A 25397-nucleotide genomic window follows, 5' to 3' on the forward strand; every position below is an offset into this window, starting at 1 on the left:
AGTCACGCCCTCCGGATAGCCCTTTTGCCTGATCAGGCAGATACCGCAAGCTCCGGCCGCTCGGCCTCCAACCACTCCAGCCACGCCTGCATGCCTTCACCGGTTTTTGCCGACAGCTGCAAAATGCGGCAGTTCGGGTTCACCTCACGCACATAACCCAGGCAGGCCTGCAGATCAAAATCGAGATGCGGCAGCAGATCGACCTTGTTAAGCACAACCAGATCCGCCTTGTGAAACATGTGCGGATACTTCAAGGGCTTGTCTTCACCCTCGGTGACTGATAGCACCACGACCCGCTTGTTCTCACCCAGATCAAACAGTGCCGGACAAACCAGATTGCCGACATTTTCCACAAAGACCACGCTGCCCGGTTCAGGCTCGAGCTCGTGGATGCCCGCGTGCAGCATGTCGGCTTCGAGATGACAGCCGGTGCCGGTATTGATTTGCACAGCTAAAGCGCCGGTCGCGCGGATACGCTGGGCATCGTTTTCGGTGGCCTGATCGCCTTCGACCACACAACAGGGGCCGGAGAGTTGCTTCAGGGTTTTTTCCAGCAGGGTGGTTTTGCCGGAGCCGGGTGAACTCAGCAGGTTCAGGCAGACAATGCCGAGCTTATCAAACCAGCGGCGATTGTCTGAGGCGATGCGATCATTTTTACTGAGGATGGCCTGCTCCAACGCAACAGTTTTATCGCCGGTTTCATGGCTGTGTAAATGGTCATGACTATGCCCGTGCTCATGACTGTGATCATGGCTGTGGGTATGCTTCAGTGACTTGCCGTCGAGCTGGGTTTCCGCGCCCTCAGAACAGCCGCAAACTGTGCACATGTTTATCTCCTATTGCAGTTCCATTTCGTGAACCAGAAGTTCATCGCCAGCGACACAACGCAGATTTCGCGAGCCACACTGGCAGCGCCCGAAAGGCGTGCTGCTGCCAAATTCAATGCCACAATCCGAACAGGCTAACCTGCCCGGAACGTTAATGATTTCCAGTCTGGCGTTTTCCAGCACGGTGCCACGCGTACAGCTGTCAAAACAAAAGTGCAGTGCATCGGGCAATACGGCGCTGAATTCGCCAATCTTCACGCTGACCCGTGCGACCGGGTTGCTGCCGGCGGCGTCAGCTACAATGCTGACAATATTGCGTGTGATACCCAGCTCGTGCATCTGACTACAATTTCCAGAGCTTGCAGTACCAATCCGGCTCAACCGGCAGTGGCAGTGCAGGAAGATCACACCATTTGCGCTTGGGTAGATAGTAAATACATTCCTTGCAGCGCAATATCATCTCGCCGTCTTCCATGCTGCCGGTATCACCGAGGGAATGGTTGGCAAAGCCCCCAATCTCCAACAGCGGCAGTAGGTCGTTTTTATCCGTTCTCTCCAGTGCATCCAGCGTTCTCTGCCAGTCCTGCGCGCTTTCCGGCAAACGGGTGTCAGTTTCAATGCCCGCCTGCAGAACACAACCTATCTGGTGGCGCAAAATATCGTCGCTCAGTGTTCGGGTGATCTGGTCAACGGACTCATAAGGAATGGAGGTATCTGCGTAAAGCGCGAGTATTGTCTGCGGGAAAAAGCTGATTTCTCTGGCGTGGCACTGGATGCTATGGGTTTCGATTAACACATTGCTAATCTCAACGTCCTCAAGTTCAGCCAGGATTCTCCCCAGGGATTCGCCGTCTCCGAATTCAGCAAAATGTCGCGCGCTACTGGATTGCCCCAGAGTGCGCAGTAACGGGTTGTTGTCAGATTCACTTGCAGGCTGCTCGTCCGCGCCGAGCCTGACGAGGGCCTGGTGTGGCAGTGTGGTGCCGTTGTCGAGTGCATGCAGAGATTGGCGGAATTCGCCGACGCGGGAGTGACTGGCTTGAGTGGCCAGCGCTTGCCCGGTGCCGCTTGAGCCGCGAAGCAGGCCCAGCAGACAGGCCGGCATTTTTGCGCTGCGCAGGCTAACGATAGCGCTGATAATAGTGTCTTTTGGCGATCCGTTTGCAGCATCGGAAACCGGGTCTAGAAGCTGACTGATCAGCTCCGCGTTGGCATCGGCCGTCGAGTCGTTCAACGGGCGTTCGAGCAATTGCGCTTTATGCACGCCGGCGTGGTTGCTGATACAGGCTTCAAACAACGCTTCGATTTCCGGTGAATCGATGTCAATGCTGGTATGTGGGCTGGTCATGATCCGCGACTCTCCTCCCGGTTAGCAGATACGTGGCAGCAGTTCGCCGCTTGGTACGTCCAGTGAGCGCTCTCCACCGAAGCGGGTTCGCAGCGCCACGTTGTCGGGGTAGTGCGGCGAAAAGCCGCCAATGGCACAGGCATTTTTACAGGCGGGGAAGGCGCGCAGGGCCTTCAGTGCGCTTTCGCAATCCCGCTCGGGCACCACCGCAACAAAGGTCCCTTCATTGGCGAGCCAGAGTGGATCAAAGCCCAGTAATTCGCAGGCACTGCGCACACCTTGCCGAACGGGCAGGCTGCTTTCGTCCAGCCAGGCACCCAGGCCACTGCCCTGCACAATTTCGCTGATCACGGTGGCCACGCCGCCGCGGGTGGCATCGCGGATGACCCGCGTCTCCGGGCAGGCATCCAGTAAGGCTCGGCTGTAGAGGTGGATTGGACGACAGTCGCTTTCGACGGAGCTTTCCAGTTTGAGATCACCGCGGGCGCAGAGTATGGCAACACCGTGGTCGCCCATGGGTCCGCTGACAATAATGCGATCCTGCTCACTGATCGGCGTCTTGCCGAGCTGCAATTCGCGCGCCGCTGCGCCAATGCCGGCGGTGTTGATAAACAGACCGTCGACACCACCGCGCGGTACAACTTTGGTGTCACCGGTCACGATGGCGATATCACTGGCGTCGGCAGCGCGGCGCATGGAAGTGAGCAGATACTGCAGTTCTTCTAAGGGCAAACCTTCCTCGATGATCAGACTGCAGGAAAGATAGAGGGGGGTAGCACCTGCGGTAGCCAGATCATTGACGGTGCCGTAGACCGCCAGTGAGCCCAGATCGCCGCCGGGAAAATGGCGCGGGCTTACAGTAAATGAATCACTGGTAAAGACCAGGCGTTGATCGCCGGCCACCTGCTGCCAGTCAAAGCTTGCGGCGTCGCTGGATTGGTGCTGACCATTGCTCAGTGTTGGCAGAATAAGCGTGTCCAGCAGGCGCCGCATATCGCGGCCACCGGCACCGTGTGACAGGGTAACCACACCGATTGAGTCAAGCATGTTCCACCTGTTTGTGTTTTCTATACTGGCCGTATTGATAGTACGCCGCACAGGCGCCCTCCGACGAAACCATCAGCGCGCCCATCGGCTGCTGCGGCGTGCATTGTTTACCAAACACCTTGCAGTCATAGGGCTTGATAGCACCCTTGAGCACTTCGCCACACTGGCAGGCGCTGGGGTCGGCAATGCTGGCCTTGCGAAGGGCAAAGCGTCGCTCTGCATCAAAACCGGCGTAGGCCTCGGCGATGGCCAGCCCCGAGTGATCGATGGAACCCAATCCGCGCCACTCAAAAAAGTCGCGCAGGGTAAAAACTTCGCCGATGGCTTGCAGCGCCTGTGTATTGCCGTTTTCGCGAACAACCCGCGCATACTGGTTTTCCAGTCTGGCCTGTCCGTGCAGGTGCTGGCGCACAATCATATGCACCGATTGCAGTATATCCAGCGGCTCAAAGCCGGTAACCACAAAAGGCAGGCGGTAGCGACTGGGTACAAAATCGAAAACCTGGGTGCCGATAATCATGCTGGCGTGGCCCGGACCGATAAAGCCGTCCAGCCGCAGGCCCGGCGAATCCAGTATGGCTTTGATAGTGGCGACAATGGTGATGTGATTGCAGAACACGGAGAAATTGTTGATACCGTCTCGCTTTGCATCTTGCAGGGTAACGGCCGTTGCCGGCAGCGTGGTTTCAAAGCCCAGACCGAAAAACACGACCTCGCGTTCGGGATTGTCCCGGGCAATGGCCAGTGCGTCGGCGGGCGAGTAAACCGCGCGTACATCGGCCCCTTTGGCGCGCGCATTCAACAAACTGCCCTGTGAGCCGGGCACCCGCAGGGCGTCACCAAAACTGGTGAAAATCACACCGGGAGTATTGGCGAGGATCAGGCAGTCGTCGATAACCCCCTTGGGTAATACACAGACCGGACAACCGGGGCCGTGGACCAGTTCTATGGCGTCCGGCAAGAGCTCGTGCAAACCAAAACGGAAAATACTGTGGGTATGGCCGCCGCAGACCTCCATGATTTGCAGGGGGCGGGTACGCAGAGCCATAAGCGCGTCACTGTCCCGATGAATCTGCTGCAGCAGGGCGCGGGCCAGTGTCGGTTCGCGAAACTCGTCGATGTATTTCAGCGTGTTACCCATTTCTGCATCGACTTCCGTATTCATCAGCGGCGCTCCGCCATCAGGGTATGCACCAGGTCCCACAGAATGTGGTAGCAGGTAACGTGGGTCTCCTGAATGCGATGGACGCTGTGACTGTTAACCACAAGGCAGTGCTCCACAGCGGGGTGTGTCGCCAGGGCGCCGCCATCGCTACCCAGCAGGGCAAAGGTATGCAGGCTCTGCGCGTGGGCGGCGGCAAAGGCGTCAATCAAATTGGCGGAGTCACCGCTGGTGGAAATGCCGAACAGCGCATCCCCGCTGCGGCCGAGCGCCATAACCTGGCGCTGGAAAATAGCGGAAAAACCCACATCGTTGCCGACCGCTGTCAGCGTGGCGATATCGGCGCAGAGATTGATAGCGGGCAGTGCCGGGCGCCCGGTGGTGACCGGATGGTTGAACTCGACACTCAGGTGGGCGGCATCGCAACTTGAACCGCCATTTCCCATACACAGTAGCTTGCCGCCGCGCTGAAAGACTTCGGCAAGGGCGCTGGCCATGTCGATCAGGGTGTCGGCATGGCGGTCAAAGAACTGCTGTTTGGTGTCCACGCTGTCGCGACACTTGCGGGCGATGGATTCCCGTAACTCAGGCACAAGACCTTTGTCCGTTCTCAGATGAGGGTACATTTTCTGCAGAGTGCTATGTGGTTCGGTCATGCGGAAAAGGCTCCGTCGGCTTCGCCGATCTGCTTTAACAGGGTCAAGGTCAGCTCAGCTTCCTGCTCGTCGATGATCGACATTGCAAAGCCTACGTGGACCAATACCCAGCAGCCAATGTAGTCGGCAATGGGCGTGTCGGGTTCAACCACACAGGCCAGATTCACTTCCCGGCTTACGCCACCCACGTTGACCAAGGCCAGTTTATGTTCGGCGTGGGTAATGGCGCTTATCCGGGCGGGTATGCCAAGGCACATCAGGTCGTCTCCTTAGCCAGTTGTGAACGAGCGGCGGCAACGCAGGCCTGGCCCAGAGCCAGTCCACCGTCGTTGGCGGGCACCTGTCTATGCAGCAGTACCTGAAAGCCTTTTTCCCGCAGTGCCTGCTCAGTAAGGTTTGTCAGAGTGATGTTCTGAAATACACCGCCGGTCAGCGCAACGGTTTGCTCAGTCCACTCATCTTCCTGAGCGTAAAGCGCGGTTGCTATCGCGGCAATGCTCTGAGCCAATCCCTTGTGAAAACGCCGGGCGATATCTTCGCGGCTCGCGCCCGCCTGCAGATCCTGTCGGATCGATGGCCACAGCTCGGCGGTGGAGAGGGAAAGCCCTGAATCCAGCGCAACAACGGGCAGGCTATACGTAGAGTCGCAACGACTGACGCTCGCCAGTGCTTCCAGCTGCATCGCGGCCTGGCCTTCGTAGTGATTGTCACTGATATTCAGCGCGGCGGCGACGGCGTCAAACAAGCGTCCAATGGAGCTGGTGGCCGGGCAATTAACGCCGGCCTGAAGTTGCGTGGACAGGCTGGCCAGTGGTTTATCCGTCAGCGCGTTAAAACCACAGGCGACCTGATCAAGCTGATGGCTGTGCAGTTGCGCGAAAAGATTGCGCCAGGGTTGCCTCGCCGCCAGTTCGCCACCCACCAGAGGAAATGTCTGCAGGTGCCCCAGTCGCCGATAACGGCGGTAGTCTGCCAGCAAAAATTCTCCACCCCAAAGTGTGCCGTCGTCGCCCAGCCCGCTGCCGTCAAAACACACACAGAGAATGGGCGCAGCGCTGAGAGGGCGCAGGTTGTCGGCCAGACAACTGGCGGCATGGGCGTGATGATGCCAAATGCTCTGTACTTGCAAGCCCGATGCTTCCGCAAGGGTTTGCGCATGACGGGTGCTGAAGTATTCCGGGTGTTGGTCGCAGGCAAGTTGGCTTGGTGTGAAGCCCTGCAGTGTGCTGAGCTGTTCAATCAGCGCTGTCCAGTCCTGACGCAGCGCCGGGCTGTCCAGATCGCCCACCCAGGGTGAGAGAACCGCCTGGCCGCCAAGCAGGCAGAAGGTGTTTTTTTCGTGGCCGCCGAGGGCGAGTACTCTAGCCTGGCCGTCAAAGCCGGGAGGCAGCGGCAGCGGCGCGGGGGCATATCCACGGGCCCGGCGCAGGGGCTGCAGGGTATTGGCCACCAGCTGAACCAGGGAGTCATCGGCGCGCTGTTTGATTGTGCGGTTGTGCCAGAGAATGCCGATTATCTGTTGGTTGGCGAACTCAATGGCTTGAGCCGCGTCGATGAGCGAGGGCCGACCGGGAAAGTTGGCACTGGTCAGCACAATGGGGTGATCAAGACCTTCCAGCAGAACGTGATGCAAAGGGGAGTGCGCCAGCATGATCCCGAGTCGGGGCATATCGGGAGCAAGCTTTGTGTTTAAAGTGTGGTCTTTGCACGCCTGCACTAAAACGATAGGGGCTGCCGGCGAGCGCAGTGCTTCCGCTTCCTGTTGAGATATGTGGGCAATACTCTGGGCTTGTGCGAGATTGGCACACAGTATGGCTAGTGGTTTGTGGGGGCGGTTTTTAAGGGCTCTCAGACGAGATATAGCCAGATCGTTATTTGCCTTGCAGGCCAGCTGGAAACAGCCGGTGCCTTGTAGGGTGATAATCTCTCCGGCGTTAAGGGCGGCTATTGCAGAGCTCATCGCCGATTCGGCGCTGAAGGTGCCGCCGGCGGGGGAGCGGAAGGAAATAGCGGGGCCACAGGCCGGGCAGGCGATGGGCTCGGCGTGAAAGCGCCGGTCTTCTGGATTGTGGTACTCCGTCTCGCAGCATTTGCAAAATGGGAATTCAGCCAGTGAGGTATTGGCTCTATCCCAGGGCAGAGTCTCCAGCACCGTATAGCGGGGGCCGCATTCGGTGCAGTGAGTAAAGGGATAGTGATAGCGGCGATCAGCCGGATCAAACAGCTCACTGCGGCAGCGCTCGCACAGGGCGCGATCGGGCATCAGCTGTACCGCTTTTTTCTCGCTAAGGCTTGGGCATACGGCGAATTTATGGGGCGCGCCGGACGTGTTGAGGTCTCGCGTAGCAATGCCCGCAATCTGCGCTCCAAGGGGCGGATGGTCGCGCAGTTCGTGTAATGCCCGCTGGATCGCGCTGCGTTCTCCAAACCAGCGAATGGTCACTTCACCGCCGCAATTGAACACTTCGCCGGTCAGCCCGTTGCTCTGCGACAGGCGATAGATCATCGGGCGCATACCGACGCCCTGTACCAGCCCCGTGAGCGATACTTCGAGGGCTGTCGAAGTGCTTGTCACGAATGTTCTCCCTGTGCGGCGCTGACGCGAGCGCGGGCTTCCGCGGCACTGATAACCTGCACTACCTGAACGTCGCCGCTCTGTTGGGTCGGCATGACCTCAATGGTCTGTATCCACTCGCAGGCCGTGCTCAGCGCCGTCTCGATAGCCTGCGCTGCGCCTGGGTCGGCGGTGCCGAGCATTTCGATTACCACGCGTTTGTCGCCGGTGATCTCTAACAGCCGCACATCGCCGCCGTGCTGCTTAAGATCGGCTCGCACAGCGTCCAGCGTCGTAAGAACCTGCTCCTGTTGTGAGGGCTTGATCAGGCCGTGACGGCGCAACAGGGTGTACACCGCCGGGCTGGCAGTGGCTTCACGCAGGGCGCGATTGGCAGCGGGGTCGCGGGCCAGCTGTGAAACCAGGTCCTGCAGGGCCTGTCTGTGGAAGGCCTCGACGCTGTCGCGCAGCTCGAGCGCGATTTTGGCGTTGTCAGGTGCCAGTTGCTGACACTGTTCGCTCAGACTATCGATCCGGCTCGCCAGAGTTTCCAGTGTTTCGTCAGCGGGCTTCATACGTCTGGTTTCCCTGAGTGATAGATTGAGTGGGCGGCTGAGCGATCCGGCAATGTCATATCGGCGCGGGATAGTGCGGTCGAGTCCTGCGGCCAATAGCGTTCGCTCAGCTGCTCGCAAAGCCTGTCCGCCGCAGCCCTTACGGTGTCGCTTAGCGTCAGTCCTAGGCCCAGGTTTTCAGCTTCAATCAGGTAAACGCTGATGTCGTTTGGAAACTCGTCACCGAAAATGCGTTGCCCTGCATACACGGCGTTTTCCCAGCGAAAGTTGTGGAGGTTCAGACCCGGTTCGGGAATACGTTCCAGCTCCGCGCCGGGCACTTTGCACAGGGTTCCCGGGGCTTGCCCGCTGTCGCTGGCGTCAATCAGGATCAGGGTGCTGCATCCGCGCGCTTTGAACATGACTTCCATGCCATTGGTGCCGGTATCAAACAGACGAATATCGGCTCGGGCAGGCAGGCTTGAAAGCTGCTGTACAACATAGCTGGCAACGCCGTCGTCACTGCGGTTGCTGTTGCCACAGGCAATGATGGCGGTAAAGGGTGAGGTGTCTTCCGCTTTGCCGGGCCCCGGGTTTTTCAATTTACATTCACTCATATCAAGTGACCTGAAAGCGGGCCAGTTCTTCCCCTGAGCTGGCATCGTGGGCGTGCACGGTACAGACCATGCAGGAATCAAAGGAACGCGCCACCTGACCCACTTCGACCGGGTCGCGCGGATTGGCGACAGGTGTGCCGATGAGTGCCTGTTCCAGGGGACCGCGATTGCCTTCGCCGTCGCGCGGGCCAATATTCCAGGTAGTAGGGGACACAATCTGGTAGTTCGCGATTTTGCCGTCGCGCACATCAATCCAATGAGCCAGTGCGCCGCGCGCGGCTTCGGTGGCGCCGAAGCCGCGGCCATCGATTTCTTTGGGTTTTTCATACCAGGTGTCGTGCAACCGAAACTCGCGCAGACAGTGCTCCGCTTCCCGGTAAAGTTTTACCACTTCATGCATGCGCGCAAAGTGCCTGAGCAGCAGACTGGAACCGCCGAAATGGCGCATCATGTCACTCACCAGGGTGTTGTGGGCCTGCCAGGGTTCGCGCTGCTTTGAAGCGACAAGATTGCGCGCCAGGCCTCCGGTTTCCAGCCGGCCCAGACCTTCATAGAGCACGGCTGTGCTCCAGGAATACTTCTCGTCGTGGTTGATACTGTTGTCGTGACGAGGCCGCGTATCCCGGTCGAAAGGGTGGGTATCGCCGTTGCCTTCGTCGTACCAGGCGCGCTGTGTGTTTTCGCGCACAAATCGGTGGTCGACCTCGCTGTGGGAGTCGGTGGCAAAATCGTAAATGCCGGAGGGCACCCGCAAGGTTGCGTTGCGCCCGATGATAGTTGGCTGCTGGTAGCGGTCTTCGTGGGGCAAGCAGCCCCAGGCGAGAAATTTGTCGTGGCCGCGACCGAACTTGTCGAGCCCAATGTCCAGCCCCATCCGCCAGTAGAGGCCCAGGTCCGAATTGGCGTGCTCGGGTGACTCGTCCAGCCAGGCCTGAAACTCATCGTAGCTGCTGATCTGGCTGTAGCGATCGATGGAGCAGCCCAGCCAGATCGGTTCAATCCATTCGCGGCGGAAGTTCTCCATGATTGCCCAGGCGCGGGTGACATCGGTAAGCGTCGGCGCACACATTACCCCGCCCGGGACCATAAAGCTGGAGTGGGGCCATTGGCCGCCGAACAGGGCGTAGACCTCGACCGGGCGACCGGAAATGGTGATACCTATTTCGTAGTGGGTGCCGGTATAGGCACTCCAGCGGCGCACGGCTTCTTCGTAGAAGGGGCTGCCCGAATACTTGGGGTTGGTAAAATCGATCTGGAACAGACCGTAGTGATGTCGTACAAAACTCTGCAGGCTTTCCACGATCTGACCAAGATTGCGCGCCAGAATGGCGTTGCGCGGCACCTGCGTTCCCCAGGCGGTATCCAGTGCCCAAGCGGCACAGGTGAGGTGGGATGCACCACAGATACCGCAGGCGCGCGGGGTAATGATCAGCCCGGCCTGGGGATCCTTGTCCTTGAGAATGATCTCCAGGCCGCGAAAAAGTTCGGCTGTGGTCCAGGCATCCACCACTTCGCCGCCGCGAATATCCACGCGCACATCGAGATCGCCTTCCACCCGCCCGACCGGGGAGATATCCAGTCGTGTCGTTTTGCTCAACGGCCTGTTCCCTCTAGTTTGTTCATACGAGAAATATGTCTTCCTCGGCCCACTGGGGCGCCGCCACCTTGGCTGCCGCCGTCAGTTTCATATAGCCCACTTTGTCGAGACCTTCCGGCAGGTCGCGGGGCAGGCCCATGACGGTCTGGCTTTTGAATACGGTGCCCGGCGCAAGATCAAAAAATGGAAACTCCGGTTCGGTACAGCCAATACAGGGCATGCCGGACCGAGTCTTCGATGATTGCCGGTTCCAGAGTATGCGATTGCACGACGAGCGTGTTACCGGCCCGCGGCAGCCCAGGTCGTAGTAGAGGCAGCCCTTGCGCTGGGCAAACTCGGTGGCTGCAATCTTGTAAGTGTAGTGCATATTGCGAGTACAGCCGGTCTGGGTAAAGGTGCTAAAAAAGGTCTTCGGCCGCTGCAGCTCGTCCAGCCCGATATCCCGCGCTCTGCCTGTGGCCAGGGCAACCAGTATCTGCGAAATCCAGTCGGGGTGGGCCGGGCAGCCGGGAATGTTGATCACCGGCAGACCACCCTGACTGATATAGGCAGTGCCGAGTGCACCGCCACGTTTTTTCTTGAGATATTGCAGCCCCTCGGAGTCAGTGGGATTGGGCGCCGTGGCCGGGATGCCGCCCCAGCTGGCGCAGTCGCCGATGGCAACCAGATAACGCGCTTGATCCGCCAGATCGTTGACCCAGTCTTTCATGGGTTTGCCTGCAAAGCGATTCCAGCGGCCCGTTCCGTCCGGGCCATTAATCACCGTGCCTTCGTAGACGAAGATGTCCAGCGGAATGCTGCCGTCGCAGCAGCCTTTGAGGATATCCTGCACCGCGTCGCCCAGCTCCGGGCTCAGGGAGGGGTGCCACAGAATATTGATATCAAACTCGCGCACCAATTCCACAAAACTGGGTTGCTGGGCGTTGAGAAACGACATGGTATTACCGGAGCAGGCACCGCCTTGCAGCCAGAGCAGGTTTGTCATGGGGCCGGGCTCCTGTTGGGTTGATCAGCTGAGGGAACGTCCAGCACGAAGCAAGTACCCTGACCTGGGGCCGTTTTAACTTTGATACTACCGCGCAAGGTCTGTTTGATCAGGTTGTAGGTCAGATGCAGACCAAGACCCAAGCCGCCTTTGTTGCGACGGGTGGTGAAGAAGGGCTCGAAAATTTTGTCGGCGACTTCTTCACTCATACCGACGCCTTCGTCGCGCACAGCGAAGGTCACTTGTTGTGGCCTGCTGCTGATGTCGATGTAGACCACACCACCCTGGCCCTGGTAACCGTGAATCGCAGCATTGAGGACGATATTGTGCAACACATCGCGCAGAGCGCCGGCATCCAGCTTAATGGGATGCTCAAGGCGGTTATTGATTCGCAGCTCGCATTGATTTTTTTTCAACTCCTCTGTCAGTGAAAACAGGATATTTTCCAGAGTGCGGTCGTCAGTCAGGCTGCAAAGGTTGTCACTACGGGTGCTGACCGAGAGTCGTTTGAAGGTGTTCACCAGTTCAGCGGCGCGCTGCAGATTGCGCTGCAGCAAATCGGTTGATTCGACGCCGCCTGAAAAAAATCGCTCCAGGCCGGATTGAGTCAGGTGGTGGCTCTGTAGTTCTGCCGAGTGTTGCCTGAACAGCGCTTGGAGGTGCGACGCTGCGGTCATGGATACGCCCAGCGGTGTGTTGATTTCATGGGCCAGACCGGCGACAACGCTGCCGAGTGCAGCGAGTTTTTCCGCCTCCACCAGCTCGTGCTGGGTTCGGCTCAACTCCTCCAGAGTAGCCTGCAGTTCGGTATTCAGTTGCTCGGTGCGCTCGTATTGACGCTGCAGTTCCGCTTCGTGTTGTTTGCGCTCGGAGATATCCTTGACCACACCAACATAGGATTCGCGACCATCAATCGTGACGGCGTTTACTGCAAGATCCATGGGAAACACGTCGCCGTTTTTGCGTTGCCCGGATACTTCCCGGCCGATGCCGATTACCCGCGGCTCGCGGGTAGACTGAAAGCGCTTGAGGTAGCCGTCGTGCTCTTCGCGGTAGGGAGAGGGCATCAGGGCTGATACGTTCAGGCCTATCAGCTCGTGTGCCTTATAGCCAAAGATGCGTTCCACCGCCGGGTTGACGGCCTCGATGATGCCCTGGTTGTCGATGGTGATGATGGCGTCTACGACGGTTTCAACGATGGCCTTTATCTGATTCGCCCGATCTTTCAATTTCAGATCGGCGGCTATCAATTCGCTGCTGTCGGTGGTGAGTACAATCGCACCTTCAATGGTGCTATCGTCTTCAGGGCTATGTATGGGGTGTACTGAGAAGCGGCCGAAGAACAGTGAGCCATCCTTGCGCTTGAAGGATACCACCTCTTCCGGGACGGAACGGCCCCGCAAAACCTTCGCCAGGGTCTTGTTCAGGACACTGATACTTTCAGCGGGTGCGAGCTCAAGCCAGTTGCGGTTCAGCATATCCTGTTCGCTACAGCCAAACACTGCGCAGGCACCAGGGTTCCAGTAAGCAATGATTCCGTCCCGATCGACACTGTAAAGAGCAATGCTGGAGCTGTTGAAAATAGCCAGCCATGCATCGTGAAGCCCGTTTGTGGCTTTTCGAGTCAGGCTTAGCTGCGGGGTAGGGCCAGGCATATACTTGTTCCCTGCGGCTGATCTGATGTTGCCCTGATGGTGCCCATGTGAAGGTCGACAATCCGCTTGCACAGTGCCAGCCCGATGCCACTGCCCTCTGTTTGTTCATCTCGGGACGCGCGTCGGAAGGGCAGGAACACATCCTCAAGTTTTTCCGTCGGAATGCCGAGCCCGTTGTCCTTGATAATCACCTCGCAGTGGGTATCTGATTCTCGAATTGTTATGTCTATCGACAGCGGGCGATCGGGGCTGCGGTACTTGGCGGCGTTGTCTAGCAGGTTGTTGATGACCATGGCGATGGTTTGACGGTCGGCGCAGGCCTGTCCGGCACCACTGACCGTAACCGGCGGGTTTTCGTCAACAAGTCGAGTGCGAAAGGCGCTGACGGCGTCATCGACCAGTTCGGCCATATCAAGCTGGGTCGGGTGGAGACTGTCCTTGCCCATTTGTGAGAGCGATAGCAGTTGCTCCAGCATGGTTAACAGCTGGCTACTGCGTTCCTGCAATGCTTCTACGAGCTCCCTTGTGCTGCTGGGAGCATCCTGCAATTCATCGCCGAGGAGCTCGGACAGCATATGCAGGTTGCGAGCTGGCCCACGAATATCATGGGCAATGGCGTGACTGAACAGTTCGACATCGGCAATCACTTCACGCAGTTTGCGATTAGTTTCATCCAGCGCCAATGAAGCGCGGTAACTGTCCAGCGCCATGTGCACAACAGCACGCAGTCGCTCCGAGGTTAATTGGGTTTTGGGCTCGTAGTAATTGACACCGTAATCAGACGCAGCTTCGCTTTCGTGAAGCATCCCCGGTTGGCCGGTGCGCACAATTATACGTGTGTGGGGGTTGTCGTAGTGGGTGCGGACATAACGCGCTACATCCAGTCCGTCGGTATCTCGCGCCATCACAATATCGAGCAGGATCACAGCAATGTCAGGAGCTTTATCAAGGTGTGTGATGGCTTCTTCCGCAGAATAGGCGTGCAGGAACTCCAGGCGCCGGCCGAGCACCATCTGCTTTTCAAGAACCATGTCGGTGACCGCGTGAACATCCGCTTCGTCGTCGACAACCAGAATAGTCCACACCGAAGTGCTTTCCTCGGTGGGGATGGATTCCTCGGCCAACTGCAGCGGGAGCGAGTCTTCGTCCGTCGGCATGTGCTGCTCCGTCCTGTCGCCGATCTGCCTGATTGGGGCTCGATTGGCGGAGCTGAGTATGCGTCAGGGAGCCGCGTTGAAGCTCCTGAGTCATGATAGTTACAACTTCAGTATAGACTGTTAATAGGTACTTACGCCTAGTTCTCGTTCCGGATCGCTTTGTGCAGGCTTGACGCTCCCGGGGCGGCTGGCTACAGTCTCGCGCTCCTTCAAGACGGTGTGACCTGATGCCCCGCAAGCTCACCCAGCCAGCCCGCGACTATATGTTGGGTCGATTATGACAATTGGCCTGCTTGCAGTATGGCTGACGGCACTGGTTCTCGATCGCTGGTGGGGAGAGCTTCGGCGCGGCCATCCACTGGTGTTTTTTGGCCGTTACGCCGGCTGGCTGGAACAGCGCCTGAACGCTTCGGCCTCGCGCAGTTCGAGCGCCCTGCTGCTGTTGGGGGCGCTGGCGATGTTGCTGGCTTTACTGCCCTGGATCTTTTTTGTCTGGTGGTTGGGTGAGCAGATGGGGGTATTGGTGTGGCTTTTTGACAGCCTGGTACTCTATTTTGCGCTGGGTCGGCGTAGCCTGTTTGAGCATGCAATGGCCGTCAGAGACCCCTTGTTCAAGGGAGAGCTTGCTGAGGCGCGTCACGCCACAGCCAGAATTGTCAGCCGTGAGACGGCCACTGCCAGCGAACAGGATCTGGTCAAGGCGGTGGTGGAAACCAGTCTTGAAAACAGCAACGACGCGGTGTTTGCGTCCCTGTTCTGGTATGCCCTGGCGGGCAGCCCCGGCGTCGTGTTACACCGTCTTGCCAATACCCTCGACGCCATGTGGGGTTATCGCAACGAACGTTTTCTGTACTTTGGACGCAGTGCCGCCCGGCTGGACGATCTGCTGGCCTTTGTTCCGGCCCAACTGTTAAGCCTGCTGTTCTGTCTGGTGGCTGAGCCGGGCAGTCGTCTGGCGGCCTTTCGCGCCTGGTGGCAGCAGGGCCGGCACTGGAAAAGTATTAACGCGGGGTCGGTGATGGCCTCTGGTGCTGCCGCCTTAGGGCTTAGCGTTGGCGGGGCAGCGCGCTATGCCGAGGGTACAGAGGAGCGGCCACGCCTCGGTTGCGGCCGCAGCCCGCAGCCGGGTGATATTGAGGTCTGTTTTCGCTTGCAGCGCCGCGCGATTGCGTTGGCTGTGGTCATTCTGGCGGTGCTTATTGTATTGGCAGGCCCGAGGCAATGGTGAGCGCGGCAGCTTGATTGGAATAGCGTTTTAATTGGAGACCACCTTGAACTTTGGCAGTCCGGATAAGTCCTCGCAGGCATTGCGTGTATCAGCTGACAGCCCCACCTGGGAGCTGCTGTGCGAGCACGGCGGTAATCCCGAAGCTCTGTCTGAGGCGCTCGGGATATCTCCGGAATCACTCCTCGATCTGTCGTCGGCGGTCAGCCCGGAGCCCTATCCATTACCTGCCATGCCGCCTGAGGTCCTGACGGGTTTGCCCTACCATACAGAACCCCTGTTGCAGGCTGCGGCCGGATATTTTGGTATGCAGCTCGAGAACATTCTGGCCTGCTCCGGTTCGCAGGCGATTATTCAGGTTCTGCCGCGTTGCCGTCAGTCTTCGCGAGTCCTGCTGCCGGAGGTGGGCTACGCTGAGCACCGGCAGTGGTGGGTGCGTGAAGGTCATCACTGCAGCAGTTACGCTTATCCGGAGCGGGAAAGTCTGGCCCGGCGGATTGTCGACACCCACGCCGATGTGCTGGTGCTGATTCATCCGAATAACCCAACGGGTCACTATATCAACACCGATGACCTGCAATACTGGCGCGCCACCCTCAAGGCTGATGCCTGGATTGTGGTGGATGAGGCCTTTATAGACCCGACGCCGGATGCTTCACTGATCAGCCTGCTGGATATGCCCGGGCTGATTATTTTGCGTTCAGCGGGTAAATTCTTCGGCCTGCCCGGTCTGCGGTTGGGTTTTGCCCTGGCGGCACCCGAGCTGCTTCGCCAACTGGACGATCAGCTTGGACCCTGGCCGGTCTCGGCAGCGGCCCTGTGGGCCGGACCGCAATTGTTGACGGATATTGCATGGCAGAATGACAGACGTACAAAGCTGCGCCAGTTGAGTGATGCCCAGTATGCCTGTTTGCGGCAAGCCTTTCCCGAGACCACGCTTGTCCAGACTCCCCTGTTCACTAGTATGCGGCTGAGCCATCACAGGGCTGAGCGTCTGGTTTCTGCGCTGCTGTCGGAGCGAGTAGCCCTTCGTTACTATCGTCAGCACCCGGAGCATGCCTGGCTGCGTGTAGGTCTGGCGAAAGCAGATCAGCTGGAGCGTCTGCAGGGTGCTCTGGCCAGTATTCAAGGTGGTTTATCAAGTGGCTCAAATTGATATCGCCTTGAGCACCTGATTCGCTTGTTGTCCTGTATTGCCTCTCTATACCATGAGGCTACTGAAAAAAGAGGGCGGAGCTGTGGCACAGCGTATTCTGCTTACCGGAGCATTCGGTAACATCGGCACTTACACCATCGATTATCTGCTTGAACGTGGCTGCGAACTGGTTTGCCTGGATCGGAAGCTGCCCGGCACCGAGGCGGTTGCCAGGCGCTACGACCAGCGCATCAAAGCGGTATGGGGCGACATTACCCAGCCCGCGGTTTGGGAAGAAGCCCTGATCGGTGTGGATACGGTTATCCATCTGGCCGCGGTTATTCCACCAGTCACCGAAACCAATCACGCCCTGGCGGACAAGGTGAATGTTGAGGCCACCAAAAACCTGATTGCTGCGATGGAGGCGCAGGGCGTAAAACGCCTGATTTTTGCTTCCAGCGTTGCGGTTTACGGCAAGCTGCAGGATCGGGAGCCGCCGCTGACCGCCGACAGCCCATACCGGCCCGATGATTACTACGGCGAGACCAAGCTGGCCTGTGAAAAGGCCATTCACGCCTCCAGTCTGGACTGGAGCATATTGCGCATCAGTGTGGCGCCACCGGTTGAAGTGAAGTTTGTGGGCGGCAACCACGATTTTGCCATGATCTTTGATATCGCGGTCGATACCCGCATCGAATACGTACACCCAGCGGACTGCGCTCTGGCTTTTGCCAATGCGGTATTTTGCGATGAGGCCATCGGCAAGCATCTTTTGCTGGGCGGTGGGCCCAGCTGCCAGTGTACCGGCAAGGAATTTAACGACGGTATCCTCGGTGCCTACGGCATTCCGCCTTTGCCCGACAATATATTCAAGAAAGGCACACCGGCTTTTTACGGCGATTTTCTGGATACGGAAGAAAGTCAGCGGTTACTGCAGTTTCAGCGGCACAGTCTGGCTGAAAGCCTGTCACACAGTCGCAAAAGCGTCGGCCTGCTTTACTACGTGATCAAACTCTTCGGTCCGCTGATTCGGCCTGTTCTGGCCTCGCGCTCACCTTATCGATAGTTAAACTTCAGACAAAAAAGAGCCCGCCAAATGGCGGGCGAACAGGCTGGATGGGAAAAGCGGCACAGGCCGTTTTCTATATCGCCCAGTTTATGAGCGCGAACAATCCCGCAACAGGCCTGAAAACACCGATATTGTTGTCAAAAACTACCGCCTGAGCAGAGCGTGCGCCGAAAATGTTTATGAAAACCGGCGCTTTTGTGGTTTCTGTTATGGTGGGCACTTCCTACTATCTCTCCAAATTCAAAGGAGAATGCCACCATGGGAAGCTATGCCATGACCGGCGGTGCCACCGGTATCGGCGCCGCGATTCGCAAAAGCCTTGTCAGCGCGGGTCACCAGTTGATTGTGGTTGACGTGAAGGACGCGGACATCAACGCTGATCTGTCAACCGCTGAGGGCAGGGCAGAGGCGCTGGCGGGCATCAAGGCGCGGGCCAGTGATGGTCTGGATGGCTTTATCGCCTGTGCCGGGGTTTCCGGCTCGGTGCCGGTAAAACCTCTGATTCCTTCGGTGAATTACTTTGGCAGTGTCGAGCTGGTTGATGGCCTGCGCGATCTGCTGCGCGCCCGCCGTGGCTCTGTGGTACTGATCGCTTCCAACTCTGCGCCCATGGAAACCCGTCAGGATTACGTGGACGCTCTGCTGGCGGGCGATGAAGCGGCTGCCCGGGCCATAGCGGAAGACACCGACGGTCACCCCCTCTACAGCGGTTCCAAACAGGCGATTGCCCGCTGGATGCGTCGCAATACCCAAAGCTATGCGGCTGATGGTATTCGTTTGAATGCGGTAGCGCCGGGCTACACCCGTACGCCAATGACCGAAAGCGTTGCCAGTGACCCGGCCTACGCGGATGCCATCAAGCAGTTTCTGGACAGCATTCCCCTCAAGCGCGCCGGCGAACCGGAAGACATCGCCAAGGCGGTCAACTACCTGTTGAGTGATGACGCCAGCTTCGTTTGCGGCTCGGTATTGTTTGTCGATGGCGGTCACGACGCCATGCTGCGCCCTGACAGTTTCTGAAAGTCTATTTGCCCACACCATTGAGCTTTGTGTTATGACTCCAAACCGTCGTCAGTTTCTGAAATCTTCTTCTTTGCTTGCCGCAGGCTCTGCCCTGTCCGGCTGTGCCACGCTGGATACCTCCGGCAGCTACGATGATTGGGATGCCACCCAGATGGGGAGTCTGGTGCGAGCCGGCCATATCACCCCAACGGAGCTGCTCAACGAAGCCCTGGTGCGACTGCAGAGCTGGAATCCTGGGCTCAATGCGGTGGTGATGACGCATCTGGACTTTGCCCGCAGCGAGATTGAGAAAGGGGTTAACGGGCCACTGGCTGGCGTCCCGTTTTTGATCAAGGATTTGAACACCTATCTTGGCGGAACCGTAACCAGTGAAGGCAGTCGTTTTTTCGCCAACGCGGTTGCCGAGCGCGACAGCTATCTGGTGGAGCGCTATCGCAAGGCCGGGCTGGTGATTTTCGGCAAAACTGCGACCCCGGAGTTCGGCAAAAACACGGTCTCTGAAACCCTGCTGTGGGGAGACACCCGCAACCCCTGGAACCTGGCCCATAGCCCCGGCGGTTCCTCCGGCGGCTCGGCGGCGGCGGTGGCGGCGGGTATTCTGCCGGTGGCTCACGGCAACGACGGTGGCGGCTCAATCCGCATTCCGGCATCGGCCTGCGGTTTGTTCGGCCTGAAACCCAGCCGCTTTCGCACCCCGCTGGGGCCGGCCAAGGGCGACGGCAATGGTATGGCAACCCAGCACGTGATCAGCCGCAGTGTGCGCGACAGCGCCCTGTTGCTGGATATCAGTCGCGGCCCGGAGCCGGGCGGCTACGGGTCCATTCGCGCGCCGCAGCGGCTTTACTTCGAGGAGATTGGCAGAGCGCCCGGCAAATTGCGCATAGGGTTGATGAAAACCCCGGTGATTGATGTGCCGGTTGACCCGGAATGCGCGGAGGCGGTAGAGAAGGCGGCTCTGCTTTGTCAGTCACTGGGTCACTCGGTGGAAGAGGTGACGCTGCCGGTTGATGGTATGGCCACCTACATGGCCGCCGGCAATCTGCTCTCGCTGAGCAGTAACCTGTCCATTCAGGCGCGCGAAAAAGTGCTGGGGCGCAAAGTCACTGAGAACGATATTGAGCCGATTAACTGGGCGCGCTACCACCAGTACAAAAACGTGTCGGGTGAAGAAATACTGGCGGCCCGCAGTCTGCAGGTGAAAGTGCACTGGCAGATCGCCGAGTTTATGAAAAACTACGACATCATTCTGTCTCCGACATTGCCGATCCTGCCGGCAAAAGTCGGGGAGCTGGGGCCGATACAGCCGCAGGCGGTGGTAGACCGGAAGTCGTCCATGTACAGCCTGTTCACCCTGCTCTACAACTTTACCGGCCAGCCCGCCATGAGTGTGCCGCTGCACTGGAGTCGTTCCGGCCTGCCGGTCGGTGTACAGTTTGCCGGGCGTTACGCGGAAGAAGACACTCTGGTGCGACTGGCAGCTCAGCTCGAAAAGGCCGCGCCCTGGTGGGATAAGAGACCTTCCCCGCCAGTTTGAGCTTGAGAAAGGGATTTATTTGAAGCCTGACAAGAGGTGCCCTTTTCTGCATCGTCTCGCTGCAGTGGCCTGAATGTCGGGGGCGTTTTCCTCATAAAGACATTTGCCTGTAACCTTCGTGAGTTTCAATCCTGTCTTTGGGGAATCCATTCTTACGAACAGGGCGCTATGTCGTTGTACCAAAGGATCAGTAAGTTCGTCGCTGACGCATTAGCCCGACTGGTCCAGCGACACCGGCCTCGAAAGCCTGTAAACCCAGTAAAACTTACTCAAACCTGCAGCCAGCCCATTGCTGAAATCGACACGCGCTACCTGTCGTTTTCGATTGATATTTCCCTTCTGGCCGGAGGGCATTGGTGGGAGGGGGCCATGGATACCCGCCGCGGCCTCGGTACACTGCGAATATCGCCGATTAACCTGAACATCAAGAAACTGGACAAGTTCGTACAGCTGCTTGGTCCAGCGTACCTGCGCGTGGGCGGTTCGGAGGCCGACAAGGTTCACTATCTCGATAAGCCTGACAGCGAGCCTGACTCGCTGGTACTGACTCGTGAGCAATGGGATGACCTCCACAGCTTTGTGCGGCGCAATCAGCTCAGGCTGGTTTTTACCTGCAAATACGGGCTGTTCAATCGCCGTGATCAAGGGCGCTGGCAGGGTCAGGAAGTGCTGGCGCTACTGGAATACAGTAAGCAAAAAAACTATCGCATTGACGTATTTGAACTGGGCAATGAGCTCAATGCCTATTGGGCCTTTCACGGCCTGATGTCTCAGCCACGTGCTGATAATCTGGCCCGTGACTACGATCGCTTTACCGAGCTGGTCAAGTCGTTATTCCCGGATGCCCGAATCTCCGGCCCCGGCAGTGCCTTCTGGCCCAAGCTGGGGGAAACAGTGCGACCCATCAGCAACATTACGCCACGTTTTCTTGCGAATCTTAAAATGCCCATCGATATCGTTGACTGGCATTACTATCCGTTTCAGAGCGATCGCAGTCCGGTTCGCACGCGTCGGGCGCGCATTAAATACCTGCTTGACCCCAAGTCATTTGAATACTTTCGGCGCTATAGCAAACGCCTGAGCTCACTGCGCAAGCGTTACCAGCCTCAGGCTGAGTTGTGGGCTGGAGAAACCGGGTCCGCCCAGTGCGGTGGTCAGCCGGGGCTGTCCGATCGCTGGGTGTCCAGTTTTTGGTGGGCGGACCAACTCGGTATGGGCGCCCGCTATGGTCAAAAAGTGATGGTGCGTCAGTCACTACTTGGCGGTGATTACGGAATGATTGCCCGGCTTACGCTCAAACCCCGGCCAGACTATTGGGTGAGCTGGCTGTGGGGGCAGCTTATGGGGCAATCTGTATACGCTATCGACAGTAATGATCCCTACCTGCGTTGCTACCTGCATAGTGCCAAATCGGGTAAAGATAAAATGATGTTGCTTATTAATCTGAGGCCACACCCGACAGAACTGGAATTGCCTGAAGGGTTGCGAGGAAGGCTTTCCTCCGGTTATGTCCTTACCGCCAAGAAGCTGACGAGCCGCCGCGTGCGTCTCAATGACAAAAAACTGCGTTTTCAAGGTGGCAAGGTCAACTTGCAGCAATTTCCCCAAAAACGGTTTACCGGAATACTTGCGCCTCACAGTATCAGCTTCTGGTATTGTGAAGCAGCGCAATCTTAAGCGGCTTTGAAGTAGGGATGATCGAGGGAGGAGGTCTTCTTAATCCTCTTCCGACTGATTGCGAAACTGCTTGGGCGTCATCCCTGTCCAGCCCTTGAATGAGCGGATAAATGAGCTGGGTTCCAGAAATCCCAGCATCTCGCCAATTTCGTGAATCTTCAGTTTCTCATCGCGCAGATAGCGTATCGCCAGATCGCGGCGATAGCGGTCTTTCAATTCCTGATAGCTGGTTCCTTCTTTCTGCAGTCGTCGTCGCAGACTTGACGGTGAGAGGTGAAGGTAATCAGCCATTGCTTCGAAGGTGGGCGGCGCACCGGTAGGGGATTTGGCCAGCAGGGATTTGATGGCCGCGCCGGTACTCGCAGGGCGGCTGTCCTGCACAATCATGGTGTACACCGCGTTATCAAGGAACTCGTCCAGCGATTCGGGCGTGTGAATCATATGATGGTCAAGCTGTTCGGCGGTGAAGTAAAGCGCGGTCAGCTCTTGATCAAAATCCACATTCACCTGAAAGACATTGCGCAGGCTGTCGGCATAGGCTTCGGATACATTGGGCGCAGAGATCGTGACCCGGTCGAGGTCGATATTGCGGCCGATCAGCCAGCCCATAAATACGTACCAGATACGCAGGCCGGAGGCCTTGGCTACGGTGTCGATGTAGAGGGTTCGGTCCCACTCGTCGGGGGCGTACGTGCGGTTGGCAGCGTCGCTGTTAATGAGGTAGTGCAGAGCGGCCATGTCGCTTTCTTCAATCAGCTCGATGCGGTGGCCGGTTTGCGGTTGCATCATGCGTTCGAAGCGGGCGGCGCGGTAAAGGGCGTCGCGCAGGGTGTGGCAGGTGATAACGCTGTAGCACATAAAGCGGAACACGTCGGTACCTATGCCCGCACCCCAAGGCAGGGCCATATCCAGGTTCTGCATTTCCTGGGCGGCGGCCTCGTAAAGCCGAGAATAGCTGTAGCTGGAGAGCGCCGCATGGCGATCCATCGCGTCCACTTCGGTGCGGTTAAGGTTGGCCGAGCGGGCCAGCTCTTCCGCGTTGAGACCAATTTTTTCCAGGTAATCCAACAGTCGCTGAAATTTTCCCGCCTGGGTGATGTGTTCCTTGCCCTTGCTCATGCCCGTCTTTTTCCAGTGATATGAATAACTTGCCGCAGTGAACTTAAATGACGGTGAAAATGCGACAATTTGTGCTGTTGGCGAATCCGGCCTTAACTACACTGTGGGAACATCAATACACACCTCTCAAGGGGGAGCGAAATGAGTACCGAGTTTGGGGTGCAGGTGCGCCATGAGGCCGTCACCAATGGTATCACCAATTGTTTCTTCAATGGCGTGATTGCGTGGTTTCTCGTTCGGACGAAAGAGATGATTCCGGTGTGGGGTGGACAGGGTCTGCTGGTAGACTTTTTCGCCACCGGGCTAATCCTGCTGTTTATTGTGACTCTGATCGTGGTGCCTCTGTCCCGGCGCAAGGTCCGGCAAGGTAAGTTAGCGCCACTGCCGCTGCCCTTTAACGCCTATGGCCAGTTTATTCGCTTTCTGGCGCGTCGCCATCTGAGTCTCAGTGCTCTGCTGCTGGGCCTTATCGGCGCCGCGTTGTTTGTTCCCCCGACCGCGGCCGCGATGGCTTTGCTGCAGATAGACAGCCTTTCTCCCATGATGTTTGCGCTTACCAAAGGTGTGTGGGCCGGCCTTGTTGCAGGCTGCATGGTTCCGCCGATGATTCATCTGGCGGTGTGTGCTGATATTCCCGAGTTTCAGGCTTCAGAGAGTTAGTGGTTATGAGCGACAGCAGATTATTGAATGACAAGGTGGCGCTGGTAACGGGCGGTGGTTCCGGTATTGGCCGCGCCATCAGTCAGACCCTGGCCCGCGAAGGCGCCAAAGTGGCGGTGGCAGATTTCAACGAAAGCTTTGGTCAGGAATGTGTCGAGTTGATCAAACAGGCCGGTGGCGAGGCGGTGTTCCTGAAGGTGGATGTCACCCAGGAAGAACTGGTCAAGAAAATGGTTGAAGACACAGTCGCTGCCTTCGGCCGATTGGATGTCGCCTGTAACAACGCGGCGGTAAGTCGCGGCAGCGGGCCGATCCATCAGTTCTCCAAGGAGGTGTTCGATCAGACCTTGGAAATGTGTCTGACCAATACCTGGCTATGTATGAAATACGAAATTGAAACAATGCTGGCACAGGGCGGCGGAGCCATCGTTAATATCTCTTCCAACGCCTCCTTGCGCGGCCAGGCTTACAATACGGCCTATGCCAGCGCCAAGGGCGGGGTGAATATACTCACCAAAAGCTCAGCGGCGGAGTACGGCAGCCAGGGCATTCGTATCAACGCTATTTCACCCGGTGTGATTCGCACACCCGGCCTGGAAAAGTATTTTGAAGAGCAGCCAAAAATGGCTGAAGGCCTGAAAAAGGTCGCGGTGATGAACCGGCTGGGTGAGCCCGAAGAGATCGCTGAAGCGGTCGCCTTTCTGGCCTCTGATCGCGCATCGTTTATTACCGGTCAGCTGTTGTCTGTCGACGGCGGCGGTGCCATTCGCGGTTAACGGGAGAGAGCCATGAAAACACGCGTACCCCTGCCTATGCCTTTCGGTTGGTTTCAGGTGCTGTATTCCCACGAACTGGCGATAGGTGAATCCAAACCGCTGGAATACTTTGATACCGAGCTGGTGATCTTTCGTACCGAGTCTGGAGAGGCCAAAGTGCTGGACGCCTACTGTCCGCATATGGGCGCCCATCTGGGTTACGGCATTCGCGATCAGGCCGGCGGCGGTTCGCAGGTTAACGGTGAAAGTATTGTCTGCCCCTTTCACGGCTGGGAGTACAACGGAGAGGGTGTGTGTACCAAGGTGCCCTATGCCACCAACCCGCCGCCGAAAGTGGCGCGTTGTGAAAAGGTGATTAAAAACTGGCAGGTGCGCGAGCTGAATCAGTGCATCTATGTTTGGTATCACCCTGAAGATATCGAACCCCTGTTTGAACCGGAAGCCATTCCGGAAGCCGCGGCGAACAATGACGAGTGGGGCGAGCTGAAAACCTATGAGTGGGAGATTGACACCCACATGCAGGAAATTGGCGAAAACGCCGTCGACCCGGCCCACTTCTTTTTTGTACACGGCACCGCCGATGTGCCCACGCCAACCGAAATGTCGTTCGACGAACATAAACGCTACGGCTTTCTGAAAACCGAGATGCACACCCCCAAAGGCACAGTGCACGGCAGCATCGAGAACAGCAGTATTGGTCCGGGCATTGCGCTGGTGAAATTCAGCGGTATTTGTGACACGGTGCTGATGGCCAATATTTCCCCAGTCGCGCCGGAAAAATCCGTAGCCAAATACGCCTTTATTCAGCGGGCCGACGCCGGCAAAACCGCAAGTCGGGTGGGGCAGGCGATTATCGATGATATTCGCAAGCAGATGGATGAAGACCGGATTATATGGGCGCACAAACGCTATCTGGAAAAACCCATGCTCTGTGATGGCGATGGGCCCTTTAACCGTTTTAGAAAGTGGTACGGACAGTTTTTAACTCCCTCTCCCATTGGGAGAGGGTAGGGGTGAGGG

Annotated in this window: 24 protein-coding genes; 9 read left to right on the forward strand and 15 right to left on the reverse strand. The window is 57.8% G+C overall.

The window, feature by feature from the left end; all coding sequences use genetic code 11:
- Positions 1 to 32 precede the first annotated feature (32 nt).
- From hypB to ABY734_RS12630, 14 genes are read right to left on the reverse strand one after another with little or no spacing between them, the layout of a single operon-like run.
- Entirely contained in the window at positions 33 to 827 is a 795-nt protein-coding gene (gene hypB, locus ABY734_RS12565; protein ID WP_372779586.1) for a hydrogenase nickel incorporation protein HypB, read from the reverse strand.
- Between the two features lie 9 nt (positions 828 to 836).
- Positions 837 to 1166 (reverse strand): hydrogenase maturation nickel metallochaperone HypA, encoded by a 330-nt coding sequence (locus ABY734_RS12570; protein ID WP_372779587.1) that lies wholly within the window; start codon positions 1164 to 1166, stop codon positions 837 to 839.
- A 4-nt stretch (positions 1167 to 1170) separates the two neighbouring features.
- On the reverse strand, positions 1171 to 2175 hold the full coding sequence (locus ABY734_RS12575) for a hypothetical protein (protein ID WP_372779589.1): 1005 nt from the start codon (positions 2173 to 2175) through the stop codon (positions 1171 to 1173).
- Between the two features lie 21 nt (positions 2176 to 2196).
- Positions 2197 to 3222, reverse strand: a complete 1026-nt coding sequence (gene hypE, locus ABY734_RS12580; RefSeq protein ID WP_372779591.1) for a hydrogenase expression/formation protein HypE — start codon at positions 3220 to 3222, stop codon at positions 2197 to 2199.
- Positions 3215 to 4351 carry a hydrogenase formation protein HypD gene (hypD, locus tag ABY734_RS12585; RefSeq protein ID WP_372779697.1) on the reverse strand — a complete coding sequence of 379 codons (1137 nt, stop codon included), beginning with the start codon at positions 4349 to 4351 and terminating at the stop codon, positions 3215 to 3217. Before hypD ends, hypE begins: the two co-directional genes overlap by 8 nt.
- Before the next feature lie 35 nt (positions 4352 to 4386).
- Complete coding sequence (locus tag ABY734_RS12590) at positions 4387 to 5040, reverse strand: SIS domain-containing protein (protein WP_372779592.1); 654 nt, start codon at positions 5038 to 5040, stop codon at positions 4387 to 4389.
- Entirely contained in the window at positions 5037 to 5297 is a 261-nt protein-coding gene (locus tag ABY734_RS12595; protein WP_372779593.1) for a HypC/HybG/HupF family hydrogenase formation chaperone, read from the reverse strand. Before ABY734_RS12595 ends, ABY734_RS12590 begins: the two co-directional genes overlap by 4 nt.
- Positions 5297 to 7615: a carbamoyltransferase HypF gene (hypF, locus tag ABY734_RS12600; RefSeq protein ID WP_372779594.1), complete on the reverse strand. Its 2319-nt coding sequence runs from the start codon at positions 7613 to 7615 to the stop codon at positions 5297 to 5299. Before hypF ends, ABY734_RS12595 begins: the two co-directional genes overlap by 1 nt.
- Entirely contained in the window at positions 7612 to 8169 is a 558-nt protein-coding gene (locus ABY734_RS12605) for a hypothetical protein (protein ID WP_372779595.1), read from the reverse strand. The genes hypF and ABY734_RS12605 overlap by 4 nt, the downstream gene beginning before the upstream one ends.
- Positions 8166 to 8765 (reverse strand): hydrogenase maturation protease, encoded by a 600-nt coding sequence (locus tag ABY734_RS12610; protein WP_372779596.1) that lies wholly within the window; start codon positions 8763 to 8765, stop codon positions 8166 to 8168. The genes ABY734_RS12605 and ABY734_RS12610 overlap by 4 nt, the downstream gene beginning before the upstream one ends.
- A gap of 1 nt (position 8766) precedes the next feature.
- Positions 8767 to 10362, reverse strand: a complete 1596-nt coding sequence (locus ABY734_RS12615) for a nickel-dependent hydrogenase large subunit (protein WP_372779598.1) — start codon at positions 10360 to 10362, stop codon at positions 8767 to 8769.
- Between the two features lie 22 nt (positions 10363 to 10384).
- Positions 10385 to 11347: a hydrogenase gene (locus tag ABY734_RS12620; protein ID WP_372779599.1), complete on the reverse strand. Its 963-nt coding sequence runs from the start codon at positions 11345 to 11347 to the stop codon at positions 10385 to 10387.
- Complete coding sequence (locus tag ABY734_RS12625; protein ID WP_372779600.1) at positions 11344 to 13002, reverse strand: PAS domain S-box protein; 1659 nt, start codon at positions 13000 to 13002, stop codon at positions 11344 to 11346. The genes ABY734_RS12620 and ABY734_RS12625 overlap by 4 nt, the downstream gene beginning before the upstream one ends.
- Positions 12978 to 14159: an ATP-binding protein gene (locus ABY734_RS12630; RefSeq protein ID WP_372779601.1), complete on the reverse strand. Its 1182-nt coding sequence runs from the start codon at positions 14157 to 14159 to the stop codon at positions 12978 to 12980. The genes ABY734_RS12625 and ABY734_RS12630 overlap by 25 nt, the downstream gene beginning before the upstream one ends.
- A 277-nt stretch (positions 14160 to 14436) precedes the next feature.
- Here ABY734_RS12630 and ABY734_RS12635 point away from each other — a divergent pair, with 277 nt between their 5' ends.
- The 6 genes from ABY734_RS12635 to ABY734_RS12660 all read left to right on the forward strand — a co-directional run bounded on the left by ABY734_RS12635 (position 14437) and on the right by ABY734_RS12660 (position 21822).
- On the forward strand, positions 14437 to 15387 hold the full coding sequence (locus tag ABY734_RS12635; protein ID WP_372779602.1) for a cobalamin biosynthesis protein: 951 nt from the start codon (positions 14437 to 14439) through the stop codon (positions 15385 to 15387).
- A 43-nt stretch (positions 15388 to 15430) separates the two neighbouring features.
- Entirely contained in the window at positions 15431 to 16540 is a 1110-nt protein-coding gene (locus ABY734_RS12640; protein WP_372779603.1) for a threonine-phosphate decarboxylase, read from the forward strand.
- Positions 16541 to 16622: 82 nt separating this feature from the next.
- Positions 16623 to 17585, forward strand: coding sequence for an NAD-dependent epimerase/dehydratase family protein (locus ABY734_RS12645; RefSeq protein WP_372779604.1), 963 nt, complete (start codon positions 16623 to 16625; stop codon positions 17583 to 17585).
- Between the two features lie 261 nt (positions 17586 to 17846).
- Positions 17847 to 18608 (forward strand): SDR family oxidoreductase, encoded by a 762-nt coding sequence (locus ABY734_RS12650; protein WP_372779605.1) that lies wholly within the window; start codon positions 17847 to 17849, stop codon positions 18606 to 18608.
- Positions 18609 to 18642: 34 nt separating this feature from the next.
- Complete coding sequence (locus ABY734_RS12655; protein WP_372779606.1) at positions 18643 to 20145, forward strand: amidase family protein; 1503 nt, start codon at positions 18643 to 18645, stop codon at positions 20143 to 20145.
- 369 nt (positions 20146 to 20514) lie between these two features.
- Positions 20515 to 21822 carry a glycoside hydrolase gene (locus ABY734_RS12660; protein WP_372779607.1) on the forward strand — a complete coding sequence of 436 codons (1308 nt, stop codon included), beginning with the start codon at positions 20515 to 20517 and terminating at the stop codon, positions 21820 to 21822.
- 39 nt (positions 21823 to 21861) lie between these two features.
- Here ABY734_RS12660 and ABY734_RS12665 read toward each other — a convergent pair whose 3' ends face one another.
- A complete protein-coding gene (locus ABY734_RS12665) occupies positions 21862 to 22941 on the reverse strand; it encodes an AraC family transcriptional regulator ligand-binding domain-containing protein (protein ID WP_372779608.1) in 1080 nt (359 codons plus the stop codon).
- A gap of 141 nt (positions 22942 to 23082) precedes the next feature.
- Here ABY734_RS12665 and ABY734_RS12670 point away from each other — a divergent pair, with 141 nt between their 5' ends.
- Genes ABY734_RS12670 through ABY734_RS12680 form a run of 3 tightly spaced genes read left to right on the forward strand, consistent with a single transcriptional unit; the run spans position 23083 to position 25388 of the window.
- Positions 23083 to 23601, forward strand: coding sequence for a hypothetical protein (locus ABY734_RS12670; RefSeq protein ID WP_372779609.1), 519 nt, complete (start codon positions 23083 to 23085; stop codon positions 23599 to 23601).
- A gap of 5 nt (positions 23602 to 23606) precedes the next feature.
- Positions 23607 to 24377: an SDR family NAD(P)-dependent oxidoreductase gene (locus ABY734_RS12675; protein ID WP_372779610.1), complete on the forward strand. Its 771-nt coding sequence runs from the start codon at positions 23607 to 23609 to the stop codon at positions 24375 to 24377.
- A 12-nt stretch (positions 24378 to 24389) separates the two neighbouring features.
- Entirely contained in the window at positions 24390 to 25388 is a 999-nt protein-coding gene (locus ABY734_RS12680; protein WP_372779611.1) for a Rieske 2Fe-2S domain-containing protein, read from the forward strand.
- The last annotated feature ends 9 nt before the right edge of the window (positions 25389 to 25397 follow it).

The organism is Litorivivens sp., assembly GCF_041624475.1.
In the GTDB taxonomy this organism is placed as follows: Bacteria; Pseudomonadota; Gammaproteobacteria; order Pseudomonadales; family Spongiibacteraceae; genus Litorivivens.

Bases quoted from the DNA above. Each gene is read 5' to 3' on its own strand.
- hypB (WP_372779586.1), bottom strand. From the start codon at position 827: ATGTGCACAGTTTGCGGCTGTTCTGAGGGCGCGGAAACCCAGCTCGAC.
- ABY734_RS12570 (WP_372779587.1), bottom strand. From the start codon at position 1,166: ATGCACGAGCTGGGTATCACACGCAATATTGTCAGCATTGTAGCTGAC.
- ABY734_RS12575 (WP_372779589.1), bottom strand. From the start codon at position 2,175: ATGACCAGCCCACATACCAGCATTGACATCGATTCACCGGAAATCGAA.
- hypE (WP_372779591.1), bottom strand. From the start codon at position 3,222: ATGCTTGACTCAATCGGTGTGGTTACCCTGTCACACGGTGCCGGTGGC.
- ABY734_RS12590 (WP_372779592.1), bottom strand. From the start codon at position 5,040: ATGACCGAACCACATAGCACTCTGCAGAAAATGTACCCTCATCTGAGA.
- ABY734_RS12595 (WP_372779593.1), bottom strand. From the start codon at position 5,297: ATGTGCCTTGGCATACCCGCCCGGATAAGCGCCATTACCCACGCCGAA.
- ABY734_RS12605 (WP_372779595.1), bottom strand. From the start codon at position 8,169: ATGAAGCCCGCTGACGAAACACTGGAAACTCTGGCGAGCCGGATCGAT.
- ABY734_RS12610 (WP_372779596.1), bottom strand. From the start codon at position 8,765: ATGAGTGAATGTAAATTGAAAAACCCGGGGCCCGGCAAAGCGGAAGAC.
- ABY734_RS12620 (WP_372779599.1), bottom strand. From the start codon at position 11,347: ATGACAAACCTGCTCTGGCTGCAAGGCGGTGCCTGCTCCGGTAATACC.
- ABY734_RS12625 (WP_372779600.1), bottom strand. From the start codon at position 13,002: ATGCCTGGCCCTACCCCGCAGCTAAGCCTGACTCGAAAAGCCACAAAC.
- ABY734_RS12630 (WP_372779601.1), bottom strand. From the start codon at position 14,159: ATGCCGACGGACGAAGACTCGCTCCCGCTGCAGTTGGCCGAGGAATCC.
- ABY734_RS12635 (WP_372779602.1), top strand. From the start codon at position 14,437: ATGACAATTGGCCTGCTTGCAGTATGGCTGACGGCACTGGTTCTCGAT.
- ABY734_RS12650 (WP_372779605.1), top strand. From the start codon at position 17,847: ATGGGAAGCTATGCCATGACCGGCGGTGCCACCGGTATCGGCGCCGCG.
- ABY734_RS12655 (WP_372779606.1), top strand. From the start codon at position 18,643: ATGACTCCAAACCGTCGTCAGTTTCTGAAATCTTCTTCTTTGCTTGCC.
- ABY734_RS12660 (WP_372779607.1), top strand. From the start codon at position 20,515: ATGGATACCCGCCGCGGCCTCGGTACACTGCGAATATCGCCGATTAAC.
- ABY734_RS12665 (WP_372779608.1), bottom strand. From the start codon at position 22,941: ATGAGCAAGGGCAAGGAACACATCACCCAGGCGGGAAAATTTCAGCGA.
- ABY734_RS12670 (WP_372779609.1), top strand. From the start codon at position 23,083: ATGAGTACCGAGTTTGGGGTGCAGGTGCGCCATGAGGCCGTCACCAAT.
- ABY734_RS12675 (WP_372779610.1), top strand. From the start codon at position 23,607: ATGAGCGACAGCAGATTATTGAATGACAAGGTGGCGCTGGTAACGGGC.
- ABY734_RS12680 (WP_372779611.1), top strand. From the start codon at position 24,390: ATGAAAACACGCGTACCCCTGCCTATGCCTTTCGGTTGGTTTCAGGTG.